Raw genomic sequence first — 25,537 nt, 5'->3', positions numbered from 1 at the left:
CGTTCGAAACTTGGCGGAGGTTCGATGATAATCGACGCCCGTGCTCTCAGGACCTGCGATGTTCCGTTCACGAGCGCTCGCGATTGCCGAAGCGCCGCAACGTTGGCCGGCGCTGATCTGGGCGGCCGGCCCTGCCCTCGTCGTGATCGGCATCACGACCCACGGGCTGTGGGCGCAGGCGCCCTGGGAACGCGTCGCACTCGCGCTGGGACTGGTGCTCACATCCGCCGCCCTGGCCTGGCCGGCCGTGCGCTGGCTTCACTGGCGCTGGGCATCGGCACTGGTCGCGGTCTGGAGCGGTGCGTTGCTGCTGTTCGCCGGACCACGGCCGGTGTTGGCAGTGGCGCTGCTGGCGATCGCAGCGATGGCGACCGGGCTGCGCTGGGTGCCAGCGGGGCTTCCGGGACGTGCGGCGATCGCGGCCATTGTCGGCTATGCAGCGATCGCCGGCGTCACCGGCTGGCTGCTCCGGCTGCCGATCCACCACGCGCCGATGTGGCTGATTGCGCTGGCCGCGCTTGTCGCGATCGGCCGCAAGGCGCTCGTCGCCGAACTGCGCGCATCCGCAGGCGCGTGGCGCGTGGCCGCCGCCGAGCACCCACGCGCCCTGGCGTGGGGCGTGATGCTGCTGGGCCTGGCATCGACCGGGGCGTGGTTACCGACGATGCAGATGGACGACCTCACCTACCATCTCAACCTGCCCGCACAGCTGGCGCTGCACGCGCACTACGAGGCCGCCCCCCAACATGGCATTTGGGCGTTCGCACCGTGGTTGGGCGATATCGGCCAGGGGATCGCATGGCTGATCGCCGGCCAGGAAGCGCGCGGCGCGCTCAACGCGTTTTGGCTCATCGGCGCGGCCTGCGCCCTGGGCAGTTGCGCGCGGGCACTGGGGGCGACGCCATTGGAGCGCAACGCGGCGATCGCGCTGTTCGCGAGCTTCCCGCCCTTGGTCTGGCTGACCGCCGGCATGCAGACCGAGCTGCCGGCCATGGCGGTGCTGTTCGCGTTGTGCTCGGTACTGGCCTATCGCGACGGCGATGGCCCGCGGCTGATGGCCGCCACGCTGCTGCTGGCGGCCCTCGCCGCGCTCAAGCCGGTCCATGCACTCTCGGCACTGCCGTTGCTGGCGTGGGCCGGCACACGCGGCCTGCAGTGGCCAGGCACGCGCCACGGACTGGCGGCGCTCGCGGCCGGCCTGCTGATCGCCGGCTCGAGTTACGCCAATGCCTGGTGGTACACCGGCAATCCAGTCCTGCCGCTGTTCAATGCGGTGTTTCAATCCCCGTTCCATCCGCCGGAGAACATGAGCGACGGACGCTGGCACGCGGGACTGGGGCTCGACCTGCCCTGGCAACTCACCTTCGCAAGCAGTCGCTATGTCGAGGCCTGGGACGGTGGCACCGGCTTTGTGCTGATCGGATTGGCCGGTGCCTGGCTGCTCGCGCTTGGACGGGGTGCCACACGCGGGTTCGCGCTCGCGGCCACCGGCGTCGCCCTGCTGCCATTGCTGCCGATGCAGTATGCGCGCTATGCCTATCCGGGGATTGCGCTGCTGATCGTCGCCTGCCTGCCCGGCAGTCGTGCACAGGTCGGCGATCGGGCCTGGCGCTGGGGCATCGTGGCGTTGTGTGCGCTGAACCTTGCGTTTCAGGCGAACGCGGGCTGGACCCATCACAGCGCCGCGCTCAAGCGCACGCTGCGCGCAACGGGCGACGCCTCGGTAGTGCTGCCCCATTACGTCGCCGAGCGGACACTGATCGCCGGGCTTCCGGACGATGGCGGCATCGTGCTGGCCACCGATCCCAAGCGCGGACACATCGCCGAACTCGGCGGTCGCGGACGACTGATGTCGCTCCACGCACCGGCACTCTCTGCCGCGCGGCTGGCTGCCGACGCCGATCCGTCCGGCGACGCGTGGCGCCGGGTGCTCGCCGACACCGATGCGCGCTGGATTCTGATCACCGAGGCCGAGGCATCCCCGGCATTGCGCGCCGGCTTGGACGCGAGCAACGCGGTCCATGTCCGCAGCCTCAACGGCATCGCGCTGTGGCGGCGCGGGCAGGAGTGAGCGCGCGATGGGATTGAAGCGACAAGGCGGCAGCTACCTGCTGATCGGTGGCTTGCAGTGGCTGCTCGACTGGGCGGTGATGGTCGCCCTCAGCCACGCCGGCCTGCCGGTCCGCCAGGCCAACGTGGTCGGCCGGGTCTGCGGCGCCTTGATGGGCTTCTGGTTGAACGGGCGTTTCACCTTCGGTGCCGATGGCCAAGGGCCGAATCGGAGCCAGTTGCTGCGCTTCGTGGTGATGTGGGGAATGATGACGGTGCTCAGCACCTGGGCGATCGGCCACATCGACGACTACCTCGGCCGGCACTGGGCATGGCTGGCCAAGCCACTGGTCGAGGTCGCGCTGGGCGCGCTCGGCTTCGTGATCTCGCGGCAGTGGGTGTACAGGCGCTAGCTGCGTGCTGCCGCGCCAATGCCCCCCAACAAGAACGCCGGCACGAGGCCGGCGTCTTCGAACGAACGAACTGCGAAGCGGCTCAGTGCTTGAGCGTCTTGCGCAGGCGCTCGAGCGCCTGCAACTGGACGACCGCTTCGGCGAGCTTCTGCTGCGCCTCGGCCACGTCCATCGCCTCACCGCGGCCGGCGAGCACCCGCTCGGCCTCGTCCTTGGCCGCCTTGACCGCAGCCTCATCGATGTCGTCGGCGCGGATCGCGGTATCGGCCAGGATCGTCACGACCTGGGGCTGCACCTCGAGGATGCCGCCGCCGATCGCGAAGTCGAGCACTTCGCCGTTGGGCTGGGTGACCACGACCTTGCCGGGCTTGAGGCGGGTGATCAGCGGCGCGTGGCGCGGCGCGATGCCGAGCTCGCCCAGTTCGCCGGTCGCGACGACCAGGGTCGCCTCGCCGTGGAAGATCTCAGCCTCTGCACTGACGATGTCGCAACGGATGGTGCTCATGGACTTGGCTCGCTTTGCTCGCTCAACTTACATTCGTGGTGCGTGATCGGTGAAGGCGGACGTCGCTCGCCTAGCACGCACCACGATTCACCGAGGATCGACGCTTAGGCGGCGATCTTCTTCGCCTTCTCGACCGCCTCGTCGATGCTGCCGACCATATAGAACGCCTGCTCGGGCAGGTGGTCGTACTCGCCGTCGACGATGCCCTTGAAGCCGCGGATCGTCTCCTTGAGCGGCACGTACTTGCCCGGCGAACCGGTGAACACTTCGGCCACGTGGAACGGCTGCGAGAAGAAGCGCTCGATCTTGCGCGCGCGCGACACGGCCTGCTTGTCTTCTTCCGACAGCTCGTCCATGCCCAGGATCGCGATGATGTCCTTGAGCTCCTTGTACTTCTGCAGCGTGGACTGCACGCGCTGCGCAGTCTCGTAGTGCTCGTTGCCGATGACGTTGGGGTCCATCTGGCGGCTGGTCGAGTCCAGCGGATCGACCGCCGGGTAGATGCCCAGCGATGCGATGTTGCGGCTCAGCGTCACCGTCGAATCGAGGTGGGCGAACGTCGTCGCCGGCGACGGGTCGGTCAGGTCGTCCGCAGGCACGTAGACGGCCTGGATCGAGGTGATCGAACCGGACTTGGTCGAGGTGATGCGCTCCTGCAGCACGCCCATTTCCTCGGCGAGCGTGGGCTGGTAGCCCACGGCCGACGGCATGCGGCCCAGCAGCGCCGACACTTCGGTACCGGCCAGCGTGTAGCGGTAGATGTTGTCGACGAACAGCAGCACGTCCTTGCCCTTGCCGCTCTCGTCCTTTTCGTCGCGGAAGTACTCGGCCATCGTCAGGCCGGTCAGTGCGACGCGCAGGCGGTTGCCCGGCGGCTCGTTCATCTGGCCGTAGACCATCGCCACCTTGTCGAGGACGTTGGAGTCCTTCATCTCGTGGTAGAAGTCGTTGCCCTCACGAGTCCGCTCGCCGACGCCGGCGAACACCGACAGGCCTTCGTGCGCCTTGGCGATGTTGTTGATCAGTTCCATCATGTTGACGGTCTTGCCCACGCCGGCGCCGCCGAACAGGCCAACCTTGCCGCCCTTGGCGAACGGGCACATCAGGTCGATGACCTTGATGCCGGTCTCGAGCAGCTCGGTGGTCGAGGCCTGGTCCTCGTACGACGGCGCCGCACGGTGGATTTCCCAGTGGTCGGACGCCTGCACGTCGCCGGCTTCGTCGATCGGGCGACCCAGCACGTCCATGATCCGGCCCAGCGTGCCGGTGCCGACCGGCACCGAAATGCCGCGCCCGGTGTTGACGGCGACCAGGTTGCGCTTCAGGCCGTCGGTGGAGCCGAGCGCGATCGCGCGCACGATGCCGTCGCCGAGCTGCTGCTGCACTTCCAGCGTGATCTGCGTCCCGTCGACCTTCAGTGCGTCGTAGACCTTCGGTACCTCGTTGCGCGCGAACTCGACGTCGACGACGGCGCCGATGATCTGAACGATCTTGCCCTGACTCATGGTGAGAACCTCTAGCTCTGAAATTTTCTGAGCGAACGCGTCGCTGCTTGTTTGGAAAGTCCGCACAACGATGTGCGGGCTGTTGCGAAGGGACTCGCGTTACACCGCCGCCGCACCGCCGACGATCTCGGAGATTTCCTGCGTGATCGCCGCCTGCCGGGCCTTGTTGTAGACCAGGTTCAGCGTATCGATCAGTTTGGTCGCGTTGTCGCTGGCGGCCTTCATCGCCACCATGCGCGCCGCGTGCTCGGAGGCCACGTTCTCCATCACCGCCTGGTAGACCAGCGATTCGATGTAACGGGTGAGCACGTGACCGAGCACCGACTCGGCGTCCGGCTCGTAGATGTAGTCCCAGTCGTGCTTGACGACCTTCGTCTCCGAGGCCGGCAGCGGCAGCAACTGATCGAAGCTGGCCTTCTGGGTCATCGTGTTGACGAAGTGGTTGTAGGCCAGGAACACCCGATCCAGGCGGCCGTCGGTGTAGCCGTCCAGCATGACCTTGATGATGCCGACCAGCTGTTCGACTTCCGGGGTATCGCCGATGTGGGTCACGCTGGCGAGCATGTCGACCTTCAGCCGGCGGAAGAACACTGTCGCCTTCTGCCCGATCGTCACCACGTCGACCTGCACGCCCTTGTCCTGCCACTGGCGGATCTCGCCGAGCAGCTTGCGGAACAGGTTGTTGTTCAGGCCGCCGGCCAGGCCGCGGTCCGAGGAGACGACGATGTAGCCGACCCGCTTGATCTCACGCTCGACCAGGTAGGGATGCTGGAACTCGGAACTGGCCTGCGCCAGGTGTCCGATCAGCTGCCGCATGGCGTTGGCGTACGGGCGCGAGGACCGCATCCGGTCCTGTGCCTTGCGGATCTTCGATGCGGAGACCATCTCCAGCGCGCGCGTCACCTTGCGGGTGTTCTGCACGCTCTTGATCTTGGTCTTGATTTCCCGTCCACCAGCCATTTAGCTCGCTCCGCTTGCGGCGATTCGTGATCGGGGCGTCGCGATTCGTAGAAGCGAATCGCGCGCCGTCACGCACCTGTTGTTGCTGTTACGCCTCACCCATCACGCATCACCACCGCCGGCTCAGAAGGAGCCGGTGGCCTTGAACTCGCTGATGCCCTTCTTGAACGCCGCCTCGATCTCGTCGTTCCAGCCACCAGAGGCGTTGATCTTCTCGATCAGCGCGCCGTCGGTGTTGTCGAAGTGGGCATGCAGGCCTTCTTCGAACGCCAGGATCTTGGAGACCGGCACATCGTCGAGGTAGCCCTCGTTGACTGCATAGATCGACAGCGCCTGATGGGCGATCGACATCGGCTTGTACTGCTTCTGCTTCATCAGCTCGGTCACGCGCTGGCCGCGCTCGAGCTGCTTGCGGGTCGCCTCGTCGAGGTCGGAGGCGAACTGCGCGAACGCAGCCAACTCACGGTACTGCGCCAGCGAGATGCGGATACCGCCCGAGAGCTTCTTGATGATCTTGGTCTGCGCCGAGCCGCCGACGCGCGAGACCGAGATACCGGCGTTGACCGCCGGGCGAATGCCGGCGTTGAACAGGTCGGTCTCCAGGAAGATCTGGCCGTCGGTGATCGAGATCACGTTGGTCGGCACGAATGCGGAGACGTCGCCGGCCTGGGTCTCGATGATCGGCAGCGCGGTCAGCGAGCCGGTCTGGCCCTTGACCTCGCCATTGGTGAACTTCTCGACGTACTCCTCGGACACGCGCGCGGCGCGCTCGAGCAGACGCGAATGCAGGTAGAACACGTCGCCCGGATACGCTTCGCGGCCCGGCGGACGCTTGAGCAGCAGCGAGATCTGGCGATAGGCCACCGCCTGCTTGGACAGATCGTCATAGACGATCAGCGCGTCCTGGCCGCGGTCCATGAAGTATTCGCCCATCGTGCAGCCCGAGTAGGCGCTGATGTACTGCATCGCGGCCGACTCGGACGCGGTCGCGGCGACCACGATCGTGTGCGCCAGCGCGCCGTTCTCTTCGAGGCGACGCACGATGTTGGCGACGGTCGAGGCCTTCTGGCCGATCGCCACGTACACGCACTTGATGCCGGTGTTCTTCTGGTTGATCACCGCGTCGATCGCCATCGCGGTCTTGCCGGTCTGGCGGTCGCCGATGACCAGCTCGCGCTGGCCGCGGCCGATCGGAATCATCGCGTCGACCGACTTGTAGCCGGTCTGCACCGGCTGGTCGACCGACTTGCGCCAGATCACGCCCGGCGCCACGCGCTCGACCGGCGCGCTGAGCTTGGCATCGATCGGGCCCTTGCCGTCGATCGGCTCGCCGAGCGCATTGACCACGCGGCCCAGCAGCTCCGGACCGACCGGCACTTCGAGGATGCGACCGGTGGTCTTGGCCACGTCGCCTTCGCGCAGATGCTCGTAGTCGCCCAGCACCACCGCACCGACCGAATCACGCTCGAGGTTGAGCGCCAGCGCGAAGGTGTCGTTGGGCAGTTCGATCATCTCGCCCTGCATCACGTCGGCCAGGCCGTGCAGACGCACGATGCCGTCGGACACGCTGGTGACCGTGCCTTCGTTGCGCGACTCGGCGGACAGCTTGACCTTCTCGATGCGGGACTTGATCAGCTCGCTGATCTCGGAGGGATTGAGGTGCGTGGTAGCCATGTCTGGTTTCCTGGTCGCATGCCGCGACGTGCGGCATTCGGATTTCTGTATGTTCGTGACGGGTGATTCGTGATGGGCGATTGGAAGAGCGGCTCAGCGCCTGCTGTTTCGAATCACGAACGCCCCATCATGCATCACCGCTTCAATGCGCCAGCGCGGACTGCAGGCGCGCCAGCTTGCCCTTCAGCGAGCCGTCGATCACCACGTCGCCCGCCGCGATCACCGCGCCGCCGATCAGTGTGTCGTCGACCGCGGTCTCCACCTGGACCTCGCGACCGAAACGGCGCTTGAGCGCAGCCCGGATCTGCTCGACCTCGGTGTCGGGCAACGCGGTGGCCGAGGTGATCTTGGCCAGCACCACGTGTTCGGCCTCGGCGCGCAGCTGCTCGTAGAGTCCGGCGATCTCGGGCAGCTGCGGCAGCCGGCCGTTCTGGGCCAGCAACGCCAGGAACGAGGCAAACGCCTCGTCCGCGCCCTCGGGAGCGAGCAGCGCGACGGCATCGGCATGCGCCAGCGCCGGATGCCCCAGCACCGGGGCGGCCTGCGGATCGGCGGCGACGCGCGCCGAGAACGCCAGCGCGTCCGACCACGGCGCGAACCGGCCGGCATCGCGCGCAATCGCGAACGCGGCGCGGGCATAGGGACGGGCGATCGTCAGCGTCATCGTGTCGGCCTCAGATCTCGGCAGCGAGTTCGTCGAGCAGCGCCTTGTGGGCGTCGGCGTCGATCTCGCGCTTGAGCAGACGCTCGGCGCCGGTCACCGCCAGCAGCGAGACCTGGCGACGCAGATCCTCGCGGGCCCGCGTGGCCGACGCCTGGAGTTCGGCGTCGAACAGCGCCTTCTGGCGCAGGCCCTCGGTCACCGCCTCCGTCTTGGCGGCATCGACGATCTGGTTGGCGCGCTGGTGCGCCTGCTCGATGATCTCATTGGCCTTCGCACGCGCGGCCTTGAGTTCCTCGTTGGCGGTTTCCTGCGCCTGCGCGAGCGCGCGCTGGCTGTTGTCGGCGGCGGCCAGGCCTTCGGCGATCTTCTTCTGGCGCTCTTCGATGGCATTGAGCAACGGCGGCCAGATCTTGGTCGCGATGAGCCAGATCAGGGCGGCGAACGCAATCGCCTGTGCAATTAGGGTCAGACCGATATTCATGGGCTTGTGGCTGCCTGTCGTGAAGGGCCGGGCATGTGTACATGCCCGCTGTCACCGCCGATGCGGCCGTAGGCCGGCCGCATCGGAAGCGCCTGCGCTCGTCTGGATCAGCCGGCGATCTGGGCGGCGATCGGGCCGACGAACGGCGAAGCGAACGCGAACAGCAGGCCGACGGCGACCGAGATGATGAACGCGGCGTCGATCAGGCCAGCGGTGATGAACATGCGGACCTGCAGCACCGGGATCAGCTCAGGCTGACGCGCGGCCGACTCGAGGAACTTGCCGGCCATGATGGCCAGGCCCAGACCTGCGCCCAGCGCGGCCAGGCCGATCATGATGCCGACGGCCAGAACGGTCGAAGCCTGGATCTGGGCGAACGAGGTCAGTGCGATTTCCATTGTTTTCTCCGGAACGGATTGCTTGTTAAGGGTGGAACTGGGATTGAGACAAAAGGTGGAACGAAACCGGGTGCCGCCCGCCGATCAGTGGCTGTCCTCGGCGAGGCTGAGGTAGACGATCGACAGCATCATGAAGATGAAGGCCTGCAGCGGGATGACCAGCAGGTGGAACAGCATCCAGCCCAGGCCCAGCACGCCGCCGCCGAGCATGCCCAGCAGGCCGGCACCGCCCAGCACCCAGATCAGCAGGAACACGATTTCGCCGCCGAACATGTTGCCGAACAGTCGCATCGCCAGCGAGATCGGCTTGCTCAGCCACTCGACGATGTTGAGGATCAGGTTGAACGGCACCATCCACTTGCCGAACGGCGCGGTCAGAAATTCCTTGGTCAACCCGCCCAGGCCCTTGGACCGCAGCGCAAAGAAGACCGTCAGGAAGAACACGCTGATCGACAGGCCCAGCGTCGCATTGACGTCGGCGGTCGGCACCGGCTTCCAATAATGCACGCCGGCCAGTTCGAGCGGCTTGGCGATGAAGTCTGCCGGAATCATCTTCAGCAGGTTCATCAGCAGGATCCAGAAGAACAGCGTGATCGCGATCGGCGTCACCAGCCTGCTGGTGCCGTGATACGTATCGCGCGCCTGCTTGTCGACGAACTCCAGGCAGATCTCGACGAACGCCTGCCACTTGCCCGGCACACCGGACGTGGCCTTGCGCGTCGCCATCCAGAACATCAGCACCATCAGCCCGCCCATCAGCAGCGCGGTGATCAGCGTGTCCAGGTGCAACGTCCAGAAACCGCCCTCACCGGTCGAAACCGTGAGGTTCTGCAGGTGATGCTGGATGTAGCTGGTTGGGGTCAGTTCCGAATCAGCCGCCATAAGATCGAAGACCTGCCTGTGTTTGAAATTCAGTGCCGAAGTGTCAGGAGCCGGCCGGAGGCCTGGCCATCGCAAGCAACTGCGCGAAGAGCGCGACGATGACCCCGGCGAGCATCGGAACCGGCGGTAAGCCCGCCATCCCTGTGCCCAGCAGCAACACGGCCACCACCACGACCCACTTCAGCGCCATTCCCGCCAGCAGCCGCGCAAGCGCGCCTGCCGAAGGATTGACCCCGCCCCCCAGCGCAATCGCGCTCGACAGCCAGCCGCCGATCGCAATCGCCGCGCCGCCGAGTACGGCCGCCAGCGCCCAGGCGCCATCCTTTGCAAGGAAGGCCAGGGCCGTCACCGCGATCGCCACCGCCTGCCAGACGAGTGCGCGCTGTGCCAGCCGCCGACCGACAGCGACGGATGTCAACACATCAGGATCCTGGGCATCTGAGGGACACGGAACGCGTCGAAACGGCCCCGTCGAGCCGCAAAAGTATAGCAGCGGAGCCATTTGACCCACAACCGGCGAAGGTCCCGTTACCGCGCCGGGCACCGGTGCGGGCAAAACGCGCGCCCCATTCATAATTTTCTTCGGTGCAATGCGGAACTTGTGCCCATCGGCAGGGTCCCATCTACCGTGCCCGATCTGCCGTACTTTCCTCGTCGGTCGTGTCCGCAGATCGTCACCCGAGCCCTGGCCCGCCGCCGGGGCTCTTTTTTGGCTCTGCCTTTGCCCCGAAGGGGCAGCGGCCTGCTGCCCGGTCGTCGCTCTTCCCTCGGCAAGGCCGCGACGCGGTCCGACCACGCGAAGCACGCGTGGCGCTCGCGTGGATGCGCGCCACTGCCGCGCAGGCCATCCAGGCTTACCCCGCCTCGACTGGGGCGCTTGCCCGCTTCCGATGCACGAATCGGTCCGGTCCGGCACGGCGCGTCGATCGCCCGTCCACCGCCAGATCCCCCGCCCGGCCGGGACATCAGTGAGTAGGCCATTCGTTATCCGCGCCATCACTTCACGCGAGCGAGACCTTCACTTACCGACCATCGCCTCCTCTCCCACGACTCTGGCACGCCGATGTCCTCGACCCCCTTCCGCTCCCTCGCCCTGGCCGCCCTCCCGGTCGCCGTGGTCCTGGCCACGCTCGCGATGCCGGCCCACGCCCAGAGCCGCGACGATCGCTTCGTCCTGCGCCTGAGCGCCTTCAATCCCGAGGCCGAGTTGGGGTTCTCGGGCAACGGCACCGTCACCGACGGCACTGACGAGGCGACGTTCGGTTTCAACGAGAGCTTCGACACCGGCCGCGAGTGGCGTCCGCGCGGCGCGTTCGGCTTCCGCATCAGCGACCGCCAGGCGCTGGTCGGCAATTACTACGACTACCGCCGCGACGAGACCTGGAACTATGGCGGCACCGTGCTCGATACCGGCACGATCGGCGGCAGCGGTGAGCCGATCGACATCCCCGCTGCCCGCATCGACGGCCGCCTGTCCTTCAGCCTCGCCAGCCTCAACTACGAGTACAGCGTGGTGAAGAACGAGAGCTTCCAGTGGGGCCTGGGCCTGGGCGTGACCTATGCAGAACTGGAGGCATTCGCCAACGGCGCTTCCGAAGGCACCGACCTGGTCGATCCGCAGTTCGAAACTGTCCGCTGGAAGCGCGACGGTTTTTCGCCGGGCCTGCATACCCGCCTGACCTGGACGCCCGCCGAACGCTGGACCGTCGGCCTGGAAGCCCAGTACCTCGACACCCGCTGGGGCGACTTCCTCGACGAGCGCGGTCACTTCGAACGCGGTGGCCTGATCGTCGAGTACATGGTCAGCGAGCGCTTCGGCATCCACGCCGGCTACGACTGGTTCCGCCTCAAGCTCTCCGATGATTACAAGGGCACCGCGCGCGCGCCCGAGGGCATCGACGCCGGCCCTTACCCCTACGGCGGCAAGCTGACCGGCGACCTGAAGGTGCACGGCCCGATGGCGGGTGTGACCTTCCGCTTCTAAGCCGATCTGCCGGCAACGAGTGGACGACGAAGCCGCGGCCCGAGCCGCGGCTTCGCTCTTTTTTGCGGGCGAGCCGGCTACTGCGCAGCGGACCGCGCACCCCAGATCGCGGCATCCGCCTTGCAGTAGCGATCGATGAAGGCCTGCTGGGAGGGCATCTGCTCGAGTGCGCGTTCGACCGGCTCGCGGAGCGCACGCAGCAGATGACCCAGATCCTCGTCGCGCAGCGCGCGCGCCAGGGGGTGATGCTGCCGGGGCACGATGCCCTGCCCCAGCAGCACATGTGTCCACGAATCGACCCGGAAGAGTTCATCGGCGCCCTGCCAGGCATGGGCGCGCTCGCGCCAGGCCCGCAGGCGGAGCTCCAGCGACGGCGGCAGCGCCATGTCCCGGCACGCCGCCCACATCGGCTCGTCGCGGTGGGTGGCGTGGTAATGCAGGATGATGAAATCCCGCACGTGCTCCATCTCCGCGCGGCTGACCGCGTTGAACAGATCCACCAGCGTCGGCGAGATGCCTTCGAACGGGAACAGCTGGATCAGCCGCATGACGGCACTGATGGTCAAGTGCAAGCTGGTCGATTCCAGGGGTTCGATGAAGCCGCTGGCCAGGCCCAGCGAGACCACGTTGCCGTTCCACGCCTTGCGCCTGCGGCCAGTGCGGAACGGCACCACCCAGGGATCGCGCAGCGGCCGCGCGCCGACATCGCGCAGCAATTTGGCCCGGGCCTGATCGTCGGACATATACCGGCTGGAGAACACCAGGCCGCAGCCGACCCGATGCTGCAGCGGGATGTGCCAGCGCCAGCCCGCCTCGTGTGCGATCGCGCGCGTGTACGGCACTGGCGGACCCACCGGCTCGGTCTGGACCGCGACCGCCCGGTCGCAGGGCAGCCACTGACTCCAGTCCTCGTACCCGGTCTGCAGGGTCTGCTCGATCAGCAGACCGCGAAAGCCGGTGCAATCGATGAACAGGTCGCCGTCGATCCGCCGCTCGCCATCCAGCACCAGGGCCTCGACATGGCCGCTGATCGCATGGCGCACGACCGTCTCGATCCGGCCCTCGACCCGCACCAGGCCATGGCGCTCGGCCTGCGCGCGCAGGAACTTCGCATAGAGGCCGGCGTCGAGATGATAGGCGTAGTTGACCTGCGGGTCGGTGTCGAGCGAGAACCGGTCGGCGCGCGAGGCGAGCGTCTCCAGGCAGAAGTCGCCCAGCGCCGACGGCATGCCGCGTCGTTGGCTGTCGAGCCAGAAATGATGGAAGGCCGCCGCCCGCGTCCCCTGTCCGGTGACCCCGAACGGGTGGATGTAGCGATCGCCGGGGCGCCGCCAGTGCTCGAACGAAATCGAGAGCTTGAATGTGCCGGACACCGCGCGCAGAAACGCCTGCTCGTCGATCTGGACGAAGCGGTGGAAAGTCCGGATCGGCGGCACGGTGGATTCCCCCACGCCCACCGTACCGATCTGTTCCGACTCCACCAGCGTGATGTCCAGCCGATCGCGGAACTGGTGGGCGAGCGCGCACGCGGCCAGCCAGCCCGCCGTGCCGCCGCCGGCGATCACCACCTTGCGTATCCGGCCAGGCGCTGCCTGGTGCTCGTCCATCGCCTCGCCTCCGTGTCCGTTCACCGGTTCAATTGGCCCAGCAACAGGGCGCGGATGCGTCGCGCCCGGGTCTCGTCGATCGTGCCCAGCACATCGCGCGCCTGCTCGGGGATGTGCTCGCCCGCGCGCGCGCTCGGCCCGAACACGTAGTAGTCGAAGACGTGCCGCCAGGCCGCCTTGTCCCGCTCGGGCAGGTCGCGGATCGCCCACAGCGCGTGGTGGAGCGCCGACACCGGCGATGGCAGGAATGCCGGCGCGTTGCGCCACCAGTAATTGACCAGCACGTTGAACGGCGCGAGGCTGCGCACGTGATGCCACCACATGCCGGGAATGAAGATGGCATCGCCCGGCGCCAGCAGCGCGGTCTGCGCATGGGCCAGCGCCTTGTGAAAGCGCGGATGGCGCGCAGGGTCGGGCCGGTCGAAGTCGACCAGGCTCACGACTTGCCCGCCAGGCGTGGGATCGAGCGGCCCCGGGTAGAGGTTGTCGATCTGCTCGGGCGGGAACACGGTGAACGCCCGTTGCCCCACCGCGCAGACGGCCAGGTTGTCGGGCACGTCGTAATGGCAGGAGGCCACGACCCGGTTGCCGATCCAGATACCCGGCACCGGAGGGACGCCACGGTCGGCCAGGCGCAAGTCGTTCTCCTGGCCGAACCCCGGCAAGGCGCCCGCCACCGGCAGCGAGGCGACGTAGTAGGTCGGCGGCTGGGCGTCGTCGAGATGGGCTGCGATCGCATCCAGGACCTCGCCGAGTCCGCCGCGACGGACCTCGACATTCAGAGCGGTGAAATCCTCGTTGTAGAACGGGCGTCCCTGGATCGCGGGTTCGCCAAACGAATAGGTGACCGGCCGGCCGGTGTCGAAGCCGCGCAGATACGCCATGGCCGAGGCGGTGGAGACCTGCCCCGCATGTACCAGTCCCCAGTCGCGCGCCACGCCTTTGAGCAGCACCGGCTGCCCCTCGGACACCAGTGCATCGAGCGGCAGTGCGTCCGCGTCGCGGACCTCGATCGAGCGCATGACCGCGGGCATGGCGCTCAGGCGTCCGGGAGCGGCGTCGCCGCGTCCTGCTCGCGCAGGCGGCGCTGCTTCTCGGCCATCAGCCGACGCACGTTGTGCAGCGAGGCCAGCACCAGGTACGCCCCTTCCAGGTAACCCGCCCGGTTCAACCGCGCCAGCGCCGGTCCGTCCAGCGCTGCCAGGCCCTCGCGGTCGATGCTGTGCAGCCCCCCGACATCCACCCGATGGCGATCGTCCAGGTCCACCGCCAGTTTGACCGGCTGAATCAGCCCCAGGGCATCGAAGGCCGCGAGCATGGCTGCGCCGAACTCGACGCCGTCGCGGATACCGCGCAGCACGCCGGCGACATGATCGAGGTACGGGCTGTTGCCGCCCTGCGGCAGAAACACCGGCTCGCCCTCGTCCGTGCGGACCCGCGGGTGATCGAGATCGACATGGATCACCGGCTCGCGGCGGAGCTCGCCATCGATGCGCTGCTCCTGGAAGCCGATGAGGAACGGCCCCTTCGCCGCGGCACCGGGCAGGTAGGCGGCATTCCAGCGGCCGTCGCGCAGGTACAGGTTTTCCCGTTGTTCGAATCCCAGCAACGCCACCGAGCCCCACTGCCCGTCCGAGTCCTTCCGGAAGAAGATCGGGTACTCGCGCTGCAGTTCGGCGTACTCGCTGGGGAACGCCGGCACCATGCCCACGTCGTCGCCGAACTGCGCGCCGAAGCCGGTCGCGACGCGCAAGTCCTTGTGCGCCACGTTGTTGAGCAGTTCGTAACGCGCCATCACCTCTCCGTCGTGCCGGTTTCCCACCTGTGACGCCGGCCATCCACAGCGGCCCCCGCCGCCGGATCGGCCGGTCTACGACCGACGCCGAGTCCAGCGACGGGGCCGGCGGCCCGCGCGCCCCCCTCTCTAGAACTTGTAGCGGACTCCCAGCATGTAGCGCGGACGCTGATCGGCCAGCTTCATGATCTGCTGATCGGTACGCGCGTGCCAACGCACCTCCTCACTGGTCAGGTTGATCGCTTCCAGCCCGAACGACCAGTGCGCATCGAGCGCGTAGTTCACGCTCAGATCCCACTGCTGGTAGGCCTCCACGTAATAGGGATTCCGGCTGGCGCCCTGGTTGGCGAGGATCAGGTACTCGTCGCGCCAGTTCCAGGCCAGGCGGACCGACCAGCCGTACTTCTCGTACATGAACATGACGTTGGCGGTATCGCTCAGCCCGGTGAGCGAGAACTGGTCGATGCCCGGATCGCCGCCATCGTCGTAGCCGACATCGCCCTGCACGATGGTGTAGTTGGCCAGGATCCCGAACCCGCTGTCGCCGAAGAAGTACTGGCCTCCAAGCTCCCACCCGTGCAGCTTGGACTGGTTCTGGTTGATCGGCCGGTTGACGTTGAACAGGTACAGCGGATCGTCCGGCGTGCCGTACAGGTCGTAGGCGGCCTCGGTCGCCAGCGCCTGGGCACCGGTGCCGTTGAACGCGCCCAGACCCGCTGGATCGTTGCGCAGCAGCGCCAGCGCGGTGAACAGCGAGGTGTCATTGCCCGAGCACGCCGCCGCGTTGGCCGGCCCCACCTGCTCGCGGCACTGCGCGCTCTGCAAGAACGCCAGCGCGGCCTGGGCGTCGGGCCCGGAGGTCGGGTCGGTCAAGCCGTAAAGGGACTCCTGGCTCACCGTATTGCCGACGAAGTTGCTGACCGACTTGTTCCAGTAGGTCAGCGAGACGTAGCTCGATTCGGCGAAGTACCATTCCAGCGCGAAGTCGAGGTTGTCCGACTCCAGCGGCTTGAGCGACGGATTCTGCGCGTTGCCGCTGGCCCGGCTGGACGGGTCCAGCAGGACCGAGCCGAAGGGCTGCTGCGCGCCGGGGCCTGCATAGAGATTGCCGTAGGGCGCGCGCGCGATGCTCTTGCCGAACGAGGCCCGGCCCTTGAGCTGGTCGGTGAAGTCGATGCTGAAATCCAGGTTCGGCAGGATGTAGCTGTAACTGCTCGACTCGCTGAAGGGTTCGAGTTGATCGGACAGCACGATGCGGAAATCGTTGTTGGATTGCCACTCGATCGCCTCGGGGGTGGCGATGACCGACGTGGAGACGACATCGGTGGTCTCGTAGCGCACACCGATGCGGGTATTGGTGGTGAAGCCGCCCAGTTCGCCGTCCAGCGAGACCTGCATGTAGGCCGAGCGGGTCTTCTCCTCCACCCGGTTGTCCGCCGCATTCTGCGGGCTCACGCCCAGGCCGACGCCGTACTGCCCCCGTGCCCATTGGGCCAGCGCACCGGCATTGCCCCGCCAGGCCGGCCAACTGCTGATGCTGCGCCCGTGGAACAGGCCCACCAGGTCGAGCGGCTGCAGCAGATCCATCAAGCCGCCTGCCACATCCCCATCGACGTTGGCCACGCCCCAGTCGCCCAGCGTCGAATACGCCTCCGCCGCCTGCAGGCGATGGGTCTTCGCGGTGCTGGAATCCACGCCGAACTGGAAGCGGCCCTGATCGAACATCCATTCGCCGTCGAGCCGGGCCTGCTCGATTTCGCTGACCTGGGTCTGCGCATTGACGCGCAGCACCTGGGAGCCGATCTCGCCGGCGACGAAGCCGGGATTGACGACCCCGTTGGTCCCGGCCATCGCATCGGCGGTGGTGGGGTACCACGTCTGGGTGCCCACCGGCAGGCCGTTGTTGAAGACCAGCTCCTGCACCCACGAGCCGCCGCAATGGGGCCCGGTGGTGCAGTTGTTGGTGCCCGCCACGCTCATGAAGATCGAGCCGCCACCGGTGAGCGGATCATTGGGCAGGCTCTCGGTCTTGGAGTTGTGCGCGTCGAAGCTCAGCCGGAAATCACTGTTGACGTCCCAGACCGCGTTGAAGCCCAGCGAGCCCAGCCGATACTTCTGCATGCTGCGCTGTTGCTCGAGGCCGAAATCCTTGGTGCCGGCGATCTCGCGGATGTAGATCGGCGTGGCCACCGCACCGGAGGTGTCGAACTCGACATGGGTGTAGTCGCTGTTCTGCAGCCACATGCCCTGCTCGCCGCGATTTTCGGTGATCTCGTTGGTGGAGTAGGTGTAGTCGAGGGTCAGGGTCAGGCTGTCGGTAGGCGCGAACTGCAGCACCGCCTGACCGTTGATGCGCTCGCGGTCGAACTCGGAAAACGCGTAGCGCAGGTCGTTGGGGCGCGCGTAGAGGTCGCCGACGCCCGGCGCGTTGGTCACCTGCGGATTGCCCGGCATCGTGCCCGTCCACGGCTGGACGTTCCAATAGTTCTCGGTGGCCTGCACCGAGCCGCCCTTGCGCTTCTGGTAGCTGCCGCTCAAGCCCACGCCGAAGGTCCGGTCGGCGTTGGTGTAGCTGAAGATCCCCGACAGTTCGGGGGTCAAGTCGTCGTCGAACAGTTGGCTGCGATCCGATACCGCCTTGGCGCCGGCGCTGGCGACGATGCCCGTGTGGTTGAAGGGCCTGTCGGTGAGGATGTTGATGGTCGCGCCCATACCGCCGCTCGGCACGTGCGCCTGGCTGGTCTTGTACACCTCGATGCCGCTGATCGATTCGGCCGCCAACTGCGCGAAGTTGAAGGCGCGCGTCCCGCCGTCCACGCCACCGATCGCCACCTGACCGGCGGCGCCGAAGGCGTCCGCGCCGGGCACCTGGCGACCGTTGAGGGTGACCATGTTGAACTGCGGCCCGAAGCCGCGGGCCGTGACCTGCGCGCCTTCGCCGTCACGGCGCTCGATCGAGATGCCGGTGATGCGCTGCAGCGACTCGGCGAGATTGGTGTCGGGGAACTTGCCGATGTCCTCGGCGCTGATCACATCGATCACGCCCGCCGCGTCGCGCTTGGTGTCCATCGCCTGGCTGAGGCTGTTGCGGATGCCACTGACCACGACCGCATCGAGCGTCGTGGCGTCCTGCGGCTCGGCGGCGGCACGTGTGTCCGCACTCGGATTGGGCGGCGTCGGCGGTTGTTGTGCGAACGCGGGGTTGATGATCAGCACCCCCCCCACGAAGGTGAACATTGCCGTCGACTTCAAACGCCTGAACTTCTTGCTCATTGACGGGTCCTCAGCATCGGAATGGGAACAACCGCGAGCTGGCGGCTCCCGGCGTACGTCACGATCCGTCTCCGCAGGCAGCGGATCCGGCACTACCGACCTCTGTACCTCGCGTGCGCGCTCGGGCTCGACGAAGCGTCCGTTTCCCACCGCAACGGGCGCCCCAACACGGCAGCACCCGTTTGCTGTGTCGTGCAAACGATCCTGGCGAAACGGCCTTCTTCACCCCGCACCGCATCCAGGCCCCCTGCCTGGCGCACTGCCCCCCAGCTCACCCACGTGTCACGAAAGGCAGCCGGCTGATAGCGCTACCATTCGGACGCAGGTGTATAGCGGACGGCCGGCGTTGTCACCATGCACTGCAACAAAACGGCGCCGTCGCGTATCGCCCGTTGGCCGCGCGCGACCGGAACAGTTGCGGGCATGCAAGCGCGGCTGCGAGCTTGTTCCTGTCGCGACCGGGCCTGGAGATGCCGGCGCCGATCGCACAGCAATTCAAACATCCCGGCCGGCACTCGTGTCCTGACAGGCGTCTTTCGGTTCCGCGCTTCCACGGCCTGTCGGGCACTTGCCCGCAAGCCGGATCTGCGCGCTGTCCGCACGCATCGCGTCGACGCCGCCACTGGCCCGTGCACGCCGTACACAGGCCCCGCTCCGGCCGCGCGGCACCGTCGATCGATGGCGCCGGCGGCTTGCCCGGTTCATCGGCACGCACGCACCGGCATGCGCGGCATCCGCCGCGCTGGACGACTACTTGCGCTTGGGCAGGTAGAGATCGGTGATCGTGCCGTCGTAGACCTCGGCGGCCATCGCCACCGATTCGCTGAGCGTGGGATGGGGATGGATCGTGTGGCCGATGTCGGCGACTTCGGCCCCCATTTCGATCGCCAGCGCAGCTTCGGCGATCAGATCGCCGGCATGCACGCCGACGATGCCGGCACCGACGATCCGATGCGTGGCCTCGTCGAACACCAGCTTGGTGAAACCCTCGGTGCGACCCAGGCCGATCGCACGGCCGCTGGCCGCCCACGGGAACTTGCCCACGCCCACCTTGAGCCCCTTGGCCTTGGCTTCGGTCTCGGTGATGCCGACCCAGGCGATCTCCGGGTCGGTGTAGGCCACCGACGGAATCACCCGCGCGACCCATTCCTTCTTTTCGCCCGCCGCGACCTCGGCCGCGAGCTTGCCCTCGTGCGTGGCCTTGTGGGCGAGCATCGGCTGGCCGACCAGATCGCCGATCGCGAAGATGTGCGGCACGTTGGTGCGCATCTGCGCGTCGACCTGGATGAAGCCGCGTTCGCCCACCCGCACGCCGGCCTTGTCGGCGCCGATCTTGGCGCCGTTGGGCGAGCGGCCGACGGCGACCAGCACGCGGTCGTACAGCGTCGTGTCGGGAATGCTCTCGCCATCGAACGCGACGACGATGCCGGTTTTCTCCGGCTTGGCCTCGACGACCTTGGTCTTCAAGTGCACCGATACGCCCTGCTTCTTGAGCCGGTCGGCCAACGGCTTGACCAGATCCTTGTCGGCGCCGGGCATCAGCTGGTCGGCGAGTTCGACCACGGTGACCTGCGCGCCGAGCGCGCGGTACACGGTGGCCATCTCCAGACCGATGATGCCGCCGCCCACGACCAGCAACTGCTTGGGCACCTCGGCCAGCTCCAGCGCATCGGTCGAATCCATCACGCGCGGGTCGTCCCAGGGAAAGCCCGGGAGTTTGAGCGCCTGCGAGCCGGCGGCGATGATGCACTGCTCGAATCGCACCAGCGTGGTCTTGCCGTCCTGGGCGACCACCTCGATTTCGTTCGGCGACACGAAGGTGCCGGTGCCGGCGACCACCCGTACCTTGCGCTGCTTGGCCATCCCGGCCAGGCCCTTGGTCAGCTGGCCGACGACCTTGTCCTTGTAGCTGCGCAGCTTGTCGAGCGAGATCTTCGGGGCACCGAACGCCACGCCGTAGTCGCTAGCGTGCTGCGCCTGGTCGATGACGTCGGCCGCGTGCAGCAGGGCCTTCGAGGGGATGCAGCCGACGTTGAGGCAGACACCGCCGAGCGTGTCGTAACGCTCGATCAGCACAGTGTCCAGGTCGAGATCGGCGGCGCGGAACGCGGCGGTATAGCCGCCGGGGCCGGAGCCGAGCACGACGATGCGGCACTCCACGTCAGCCTTGCGGCCCGACGACGGGGCGGCCTTCACCGCGTCAGGCTCGGCCGGCGCGCGATGCGAGCGCGCGACCGGCGGATGGCTGCCCGGTGCCTCGCGCTTGCTGCCGCCCCCGTTCGCGGGGGCGGGCTGGGGTGGGGGCGCCTTGCTGGCAGATCCCGCAGCCGGCTTGGCATCGCCGTCGGTGTCGCCCTCGGCTTCAATCACCGCGACCACACTGCCTTCCGACAGCGTGTCGCCGACCTTGACCTTCAGCGCCTTGATCACGCCCGCGTGCGAGGACGGCACTTCCATCGTCGCCTTGTCCGATTCCAGCGTGACCAGGCCCTGGTCCTTGGCGACGGTGTCGCCGACGGCGACCAGCACCTCGATCACCGGCACGTCGTCGTAGCCGCCGATGTCGGGGACTGTCACTTCGAGGGTCTTGGCCATCACGCGTTCTCCGGGGGTTGCGTCTGTTCTGGCACCGCCACGCGCGATGCCGGGCGCCGGGCCCAGCTCAGCGTATACAGGTCATGGCGGCGGTCGTTGAGGTTCTGCACGGTGCCGTCGTTGCGCGCAACCGTCAGATCGTTGAGGCGCAGGTCGGCGAACGCCACCTGCTCGACATTGGGCGTGGTGTCGGCGGCGACGCCGTCGCGCGCGAACGGGAAATCGCAGGGTGTGAGGATGCAGCTCTGCGCGTACTGGATATCGAAGTTGTTCACGCCCGGCAGGTTGCCGACGTTGCCCGACAGCACCACGTAGCACTGGTTCTCCACCGCGCGCGCCTGCGAGCAGTAGCGCACCCGCAGGTAGCCTTCGCGGGTGTCGGTGCAGAACGGCACGAACAGGATCATCGCGCCCTGGTCGACCAGGTGCCGGCCAAGCTCGGGGAATTCGCTGTCGTAGCAGATCATCACTCCGATCGGGCCGCAGTCGGTCATGATCGCCTGGGCGCTGTCGCCGCCGCCGATCCCCCACCAGGTGCGCTCGTTGGGCGTGGGGTGCAGCTTGTCGCGGGTATGCAGCGAGCCGTCGCGCAGCGCGACGTAGCAGATGTTGCGCACCTTGCCGTCGTCGTCGTCGCTGGTCCGGGTCGGATGCGAGCCGCCGATGATGTTGATGTTGTGGCGAACCGCCAACTCGCACAGCAGTTGGGCGAAACGCTCGGTGTAACCGGTCAGCGCCAGCAGCGAGTCGACCGGCGACAGCGGCTTGTTCTCCACCGACAGCAGCTGCAGCGTGAACAGCTCGGGGAAGACCACGAAGTCGGCGCGGTAGTCGGCCGCGATGTCGACGAAATACTCGACCTGGGTGGCGAACTCTTCGAACGATGCCACGCGGCGCTGCTGGTACTGCACGGTCGCCACGCGGACCGAATCGGGCAACGGGCGCGCGGTGCCGCGCGGGTCGGCGTCCGGGTCGATCTTGGGATTGCGCCAGACCAGGTGCGCGGCGTAGCCGGCCGATTCGGTGTCCTGCGGCAGGTAGCCGGGCAACACGCCGATCAGCTCGAAGCCGTTGCGCAGCTGGAAGCTCAGCGCGCGGTCGCGGATGCGCCCGGCGCACACGTCGGCGACATACGCGCGCACGTCGCCGCGATAGGTACGGGCGCGGCGCGAAAAGCCCGGCAGCCGTCCGCCGAACACGATGCCTTTGAGCCGCAGCTCCTGGCACAGCCGCTTGCGCAGCTCGTAGAGCCGGCGGCCGATGCGCAACCCGCGATGGTCGGGGTCGACGCAGACCTCCATGCCGTAGAGCCAGTCGCCGGTCGACAGATGCCGCGAGGCATAGCCGCCGCCGGAAATCTCCAGCCAGCGGTGCGGCGCCATCGCGGTGCGCTCGTCGATGCGGAACGTGCCGCAGTAGCCGACCGCAACGCCGTCGTAGAACGCCACGAACACGCCCTGCGGAAACTGTGCGATCTGGCCGTTGAGCATCTCGGCCGTGTAGCCGTTGTCGCGTCCGTAGACGCGCTCGCTCAGTGCGACGATCGCCGGAATATCGGCGATGCCGGCATGGCGCAACGTCAATCGCGCCCGCTCGCGCGTGGACGGATCGCTCATGCCGGCAACCAGTGCTTGCGTTGCACCCGGTCAAGGTCCGTCGCGAGCACCGCCAAGTGGCGCGTGGCGGCGGGCAGGAAGCGCAGCGTACGTGGGGTACGTGAGCATGCCGAGCACCGCACGCGCGTCGGATGGCAAGCGCAGCAGGACATTGAGCGGGTTCTTACAGCAGCACCCGGCGCATATCGCCGAGCAACTGCGCCAGCGTCGCGGTGAAGCGCGCGGCCGCGGCGCCGTCGATGACCCGGTGATCGTAGGACAGCGACAGCGGCAGGATCAGGCGCGGCTGGAACTGCTTGCCGTCCCAGACCGGCTTGATCGCCGACTTCGACACGCCCAGGATCGCCACTTCCGGCGCGTTGACGATCGGGGTGAAGCTGGTGCCGCCGATGCCGCCCAGCGAACTGATCGAAAAACACCCGCCCTGCATGTCCGCCGGGCCGAGCTTGCCGTCGCGCGCCTTCTTGGCCAGCGCCGACATCTCCTGGGAGATCTCCAGCACGCCCTTCTTGTCGGCGTCGCGGATCACCGGCACGACCAGCCCGTTGGGCGTGTCGGCGGCGAAACCGATGTGGAAGTACTTCTTGAGCGTCAGCGTCTCGCCGGCCGCGTCGAGCGAGCTGTTGAAGCGCGGGTACTGCTTGAGCACCGCGACCGAAGCCTTGATCAGGAACGCGAGCATGGTCAGCTTGATGCCGGCCTTCTCATTCTCCTTGTTGAGCTGCACGCGCAGCGCTTCCAGATCGGTGATGTCGGCATCGTCGTGCTGCGTGACGTGCGGGATCATCGCCCAGTTGCGCGCGAGGTTGGCGGCCGAGATCTTCTGGATGCGGCCCAGTTCCTGGACCTCGACCTCGCCAAACTTGGCGAAGTCGACCTTCGGCCACGGCAGCAGGTTCAGGCCGCCGCCGGCCGCGGCCGGTGCACCGGCCTTCGAGGCGCCACCGCCGGCCAGCACGCCCTTGACGAACTGCTGCACGTCCTCGCGCGTGATGCGCCCGGCGCGTGCAGTCCCGCGCACCTGGGCCAGATCGACGCCGAGCTCGCGTGCGAACAGCCGCACCGCGGGGCTGGCGTAGGGCACGTTGCCCGGCAGGATCGCCTCGGCATCGAAACGGACCGGCGGTTGGCCGCTGCCGGCCGGCCGATGGTCCATCGAGGCCTGCGCGATCGGATCGGCCTTGGCCTGCGGCGCGACCGGCTCGACCGCGCTGTCGTCCTTGGACTTGGCGGGCGCGGCGGCCCCGCCCCCACCCGACGCGCTCCGCGCGTCGACCTCCCCCGCTCGCGGGGGAGATGCATCAGCCGCGCGCTCCTGCGCCGTATCACCCTGGGCCTCGATGACCGCGACCACGCTGCCCTCCGACAGGGTGTCGCCGACCTTGACCTTCAATTCCTTGATCACGCCGGCGACCGCGGCCGGCACCTCCATCGTGGCCTTGTCCGATTCCAGCGTGACCAGGCCCTGGTCCTTGGCCACGGTGTCGCCGACGGCCACCAGCACCTCGATCACCGGCACGTCGTCGTAGCCACCGATGTCGGGCACCTTCGATTCCTGCGTGCCACCGCCGCCGGCCGGCGCCTGGGGCGCTTCTTCACGCGCGGTCCCGCTGGCAGCGGAGGCTGGGGCGGGTGCCGTGCCGCCTTTGTCCTGCGCCGTGCCCCCACCCGACGCGCTGCGCGCGTCGACCTCCCCCGCTTGCGGGGGAGATGCATCAGCCGCGTCACCCTGGGCCTCGATGAGCGCGACCACGCTGCCTTCCGACAGGCTGTCGCCGACCTTGACCTTCAGTTCCCGGACCACACCGGCGACGGTCGAGGGCACTTCCATCGTGGCCTTGTCCGATTCCAGCGTGACCAGGCCCTGGTCGACCGACACCGTATCGCCGACGGCGACCAGCACCTCGATCACCGGGACATCGTCATACCCGCCAATGTCGGGAACGCGCGCTTCTTTCAGGTCGGCCATGCGGCCCTCCGAGCATCTCGTGACCCACTATTGTGGCGCCCCGCAGGTCCGGCGCCAACTGCCGTGATGCCGCATCGGGCACCCAAGTCGATCGCGGAACATTGCGTCGCGTCCATGGCGTTCGTCTGGGGTACAGCCACGGTGGTTGTGGCCCGCGCCCGACGAACCCGCTTGGCAACGGGCCTTGCGATGAACGCGCTGCGCAGATTTCCGAAGCCGGCGTGAAGCGTCAGGAACGCTTCAGATAGCGCAAATCGCCGATTCAGGATGACCCAGACAGCATGGCCGCGCCTTCCCGAAGAGGAGGGTCGCGACAGGACTTCCGGTCCCGACCGCGAGAATCCCGCCGGCGCGTTCGCGCTGCCGGCGCCAAAGGCAACAAGCATAAGGAGAACTCCCCCATGAAGCCGAACGCGTCCATCCTCAACAAGCGCAGCCTCATCCTCGCCACCCTGGCATCGCTCGCGGTCTCGTCCGCGGCCTTCGCCCAGGACACCGACACCGCGGCCGGCAAGCGTTTCTCGGTCGTCGGCGGCGTCACGCTGCTGCAGCCGACCAACGACAGCGAGCGGAACAACGGGCTGAAGGTCGATGGCGGCCCGGCGCCGACCGCCTCGGTGTCATACAACTTCACCGACAACATCAGCGCCGAGCTGTGGGGCGCACTCGATTCGTTCGATCATCGCGTCAAGCAGGACGGCGGCAAGATCGGCACTGTCGAGCAGCAGCCCATCGCGCTGAGCGGCCAGTACCACTTCGGTGACGTCGACAACACCTTCCGTCCGTTCGTCGGTTTGGGCTACCACCAGTCCAACATCAGCAGGGAAGACCTCGGCGGCGGTGGTGACCATGTCAGCCTGACCACGCCCAAGGGCGCGATCGGCACGGTCGGTGTCGATATGAACATCAACTCCACCTGGTTCGCCCGTGCCGATGCGCGCTACCTGCGCAGCCGTGCGGACGTCAAGCAGGCCGGCCAGACGGTGCAGCGCGACCTCAAGCTCGACCCGTGGACCGTGGGTGTGGGTATCGGCGCACGCTTCTGATCCTCTCTCTCCCAGAGCGTGCCCAGCGGCCCCGCCTTGTGCGGGGCCGTTTTTGTTTGGCCAAGAACCCGGGGGGGGGGGTGGATTGTAGGGGGCGACATTACAGAGAGGGGCCGCAGGA

20 protein-coding genes are annotated in these 25,537 nt (G+C 67.5%); 4 read left to right on the top strand and 16 right to left on the bottom strand.

The annotated features are described in order from the left end of the window. Positions 1 to 58: 58 nt before the first annotated feature. Entirely contained in the window at positions 59 to 2,071 is a 2,013-nt protein-coding gene (locus ABE488_RS04645; RefSeq protein WP_346447325.1) for a hypothetical protein, read from the top strand. A 7-nt stretch (positions 2,072 to 2,078) separates the two neighbouring features. Beyond that, entirely contained in the window at positions 2,079 to 2,462 is a 384-nt protein-coding gene (locus ABE488_RS04640) for a GtrA family protein (protein WP_346445398.1), read from the top strand. Positions 2,463 to 2,544: 82 nt separating this feature from the next. Here ABE488_RS04640 and ABE488_RS04635 read toward each other — a convergent pair whose 3' ends face one another. The 9 genes from ABE488_RS04635 to ABE488_RS04595 form a co-directional block, all read right to left on the bottom strand. Then, a complete protein-coding gene (locus tag ABE488_RS04635; RefSeq protein ID WP_047137719.1) occupies positions 2,545 to 2,967 on the bottom strand; it encodes a F0F1 ATP synthase subunit epsilon in 423 nt (140 codons plus the stop codon). A gap of 104 nt (positions 2,968 to 3,071) precedes the next feature. Further along, complete coding sequence (gene atpD / locus ABE488_RS04630; protein WP_346445397.1) at positions 3,072 to 4,472, bottom strand: F0F1 ATP synthase subunit beta; 1,401 nt, start codon at positions 4,470 to 4,472, stop codon at positions 3,072 to 3,074. A 99-nt stretch (positions 4,473 to 4,571) separates the two neighbouring features. After that, positions 4,572 to 5,432: a F0F1 ATP synthase subunit gamma gene (gene atpG, locus ABE488_RS04625; protein WP_183427990.1), complete on the bottom strand. Its 861-nt coding sequence runs from the start codon at positions 5,430 to 5,432 to the stop codon at positions 4,572 to 4,574. A gap of 123 nt (positions 5,433 to 5,555) precedes the next feature. Continuing rightward, positions 5,556 to 7,106, bottom strand: a complete 1,551-nt coding sequence (gene atpA, locus ABE488_RS04620) for a F0F1 ATP synthase subunit alpha (RefSeq protein WP_346445396.1) — start codon at positions 7,104 to 7,106, stop codon at positions 5,556 to 5,558. A gap of 142 nt (positions 7,107 to 7,248) precedes the next feature. Beyond that, the gene (locus ABE488_RS04615) at positions 7,249 to 7,770 is read right to left on the bottom strand and encodes a F0F1 ATP synthase subunit delta (RefSeq protein ID WP_346447324.1); all 522 of its coding nucleotides are present in this window, start codon (positions 7,768 to 7,770) and stop codon (positions 7,249 to 7,251) included. A 10-nt stretch (positions 7,771 to 7,780) separates the two neighbouring features. After that, complete coding sequence (locus ABE488_RS04610) at positions 7,781 to 8,251, bottom strand: F0F1 ATP synthase subunit B (protein ID WP_346445394.1); 471 nt, start codon at positions 8,249 to 8,251, stop codon at positions 7,781 to 7,783. Positions 8,252 to 8,358: 107 nt separating this feature from the next. Further along, on the bottom strand, positions 8,359 to 8,649 hold the full coding sequence (atpE, locus tag ABE488_RS04605) for a F0F1 ATP synthase subunit C (RefSeq protein WP_183427994.1): 291 nt from the start codon (positions 8,647 to 8,649) through the stop codon (positions 8,359 to 8,361). Between the two features lie 84 nt (positions 8,650 to 8,733). Continuing rightward, positions 8,734 to 9,531 carry a F0F1 ATP synthase subunit A gene (gene atpB / locus ABE488_RS04600; RefSeq protein WP_346447323.1) on the bottom strand — a complete coding sequence of 266 codons (798 nt, stop codon included), beginning with the start codon at positions 9,529 to 9,531 and terminating at the stop codon, positions 8,734 to 8,736. 43 nt (positions 9,532 to 9,574) lie between these two features. After that, positions 9,575 to 9,952, bottom strand: coding sequence for a hypothetical protein (locus ABE488_RS04595; protein WP_346445393.1), 378 nt, complete (start codon positions 9,950 to 9,952; stop codon positions 9,575 to 9,577). A 642-nt stretch (positions 9,953 to 10,594) separates the two neighbouring features. Here ABE488_RS04595 and ABE488_RS04590 point away from each other — a divergent pair. Beyond that, positions 10,595 to 11,515 (top strand): hypothetical protein, encoded by a 921-nt coding sequence (locus tag ABE488_RS04590; protein WP_346447322.1) that lies wholly within the window; start codon positions 10,595 to 10,597, stop codon positions 11,513 to 11,515. A 77-nt stretch (positions 11,516 to 11,592) separates the two neighbouring features. On the opposite strand, the gene ABE488_RS04585 is transcribed toward ABE488_RS04590, so the two are convergent. From ABE488_RS04585 to ABE488_RS04555, 7 genes are all read right to left on the bottom strand, one after another. Then, positions 11,593 to 13,122 (bottom strand): tryptophan halogenase family protein, encoded by a 1,530-nt coding sequence (locus ABE488_RS04585; protein WP_346447321.1) that lies wholly within the window; start codon positions 13,120 to 13,122, stop codon positions 11,593 to 11,595. A 20-nt stretch (positions 13,123 to 13,142) separates the two neighbouring features. Beyond that, positions 13,143 to 14,156, bottom strand: coding sequence for a cupin-like domain-containing protein (locus ABE488_RS04580; RefSeq protein ID WP_346447320.1), 1,014 nt, complete (start codon positions 14,154 to 14,156; stop codon positions 13,143 to 13,145). Between the two features lie 5 nt (positions 14,157 to 14,161). Continuing rightward, positions 14,162 to 14,917 (bottom strand): SapC family protein, encoded by a 756-nt coding sequence (locus ABE488_RS04575; RefSeq protein ID WP_346447319.1) that lies wholly within the window; start codon positions 14,915 to 14,917, stop codon positions 14,162 to 14,164. Positions 14,918 to 15,046: 129 nt separating this feature from the next. Further along, positions 15,047 to 18,190 (bottom strand): TonB-dependent receptor, encoded by a 3,144-nt coding sequence (locus ABE488_RS04570; RefSeq protein ID WP_346447318.1) that lies wholly within the window; start codon positions 18,188 to 18,190, stop codon positions 15,047 to 15,049. Positions 18,191 to 18,940: 750 nt separating this feature from the next. Then, positions 18,941 to 20,785 carry a dihydrolipoyl dehydrogenase gene (gene lpdA, locus ABE488_RS04565; protein ID WP_346447317.1) on the bottom strand — a complete coding sequence of 615 codons (1,845 nt, stop codon included), beginning with the start codon at positions 20,783 to 20,785 and terminating at the stop codon, positions 18,941 to 18,943. After that, entirely contained in the window at positions 20,785 to 22,401 is a 1,617-nt protein-coding gene (locus tag ABE488_RS04560; protein WP_346445386.1) for a GNAT family N-acetyltransferase, read from the bottom strand. Before ABE488_RS04560 ends, lpdA begins: the two co-directional genes overlap by 1 nt. 163 nt (positions 22,402 to 22,564) lie before the next feature. Then, positions 22,565 to 24,370 (bottom strand): dihydrolipoyllysine-residue acetyltransferase, encoded by a 1,806-nt coding sequence (locus tag ABE488_RS04555; RefSeq protein WP_346447316.1) that lies wholly within the window; start codon positions 24,368 to 24,370, stop codon positions 22,565 to 22,567. 401 nt (positions 24,371 to 24,771) lie between these two features. Here ABE488_RS04555 and ABE488_RS04550 point away from each other — a divergent pair, with 401 nt between their 5' ends. Continuing rightward, a complete protein-coding gene (locus ABE488_RS04550; RefSeq protein WP_346447315.1) occupies positions 24,772 to 25,416 on the top strand; it encodes an OmpW family outer membrane protein in 645 nt (214 codons plus the stop codon). Positions 25,417 to 25,537 lie beyond the last annotated feature (121 nt).

The sequence above is a fragment of the Luteimonas sp. TWI662 genome (genome assembly GCF_039673825.1).
Taxonomy (GTDB): domain Bacteria; phylum Pseudomonadota; class Gammaproteobacteria; order Xanthomonadales; family Xanthomonadaceae; genus Luteimonas.
This window is presented reverse-complemented; position numbering and strand designations above follow the sequence as displayed.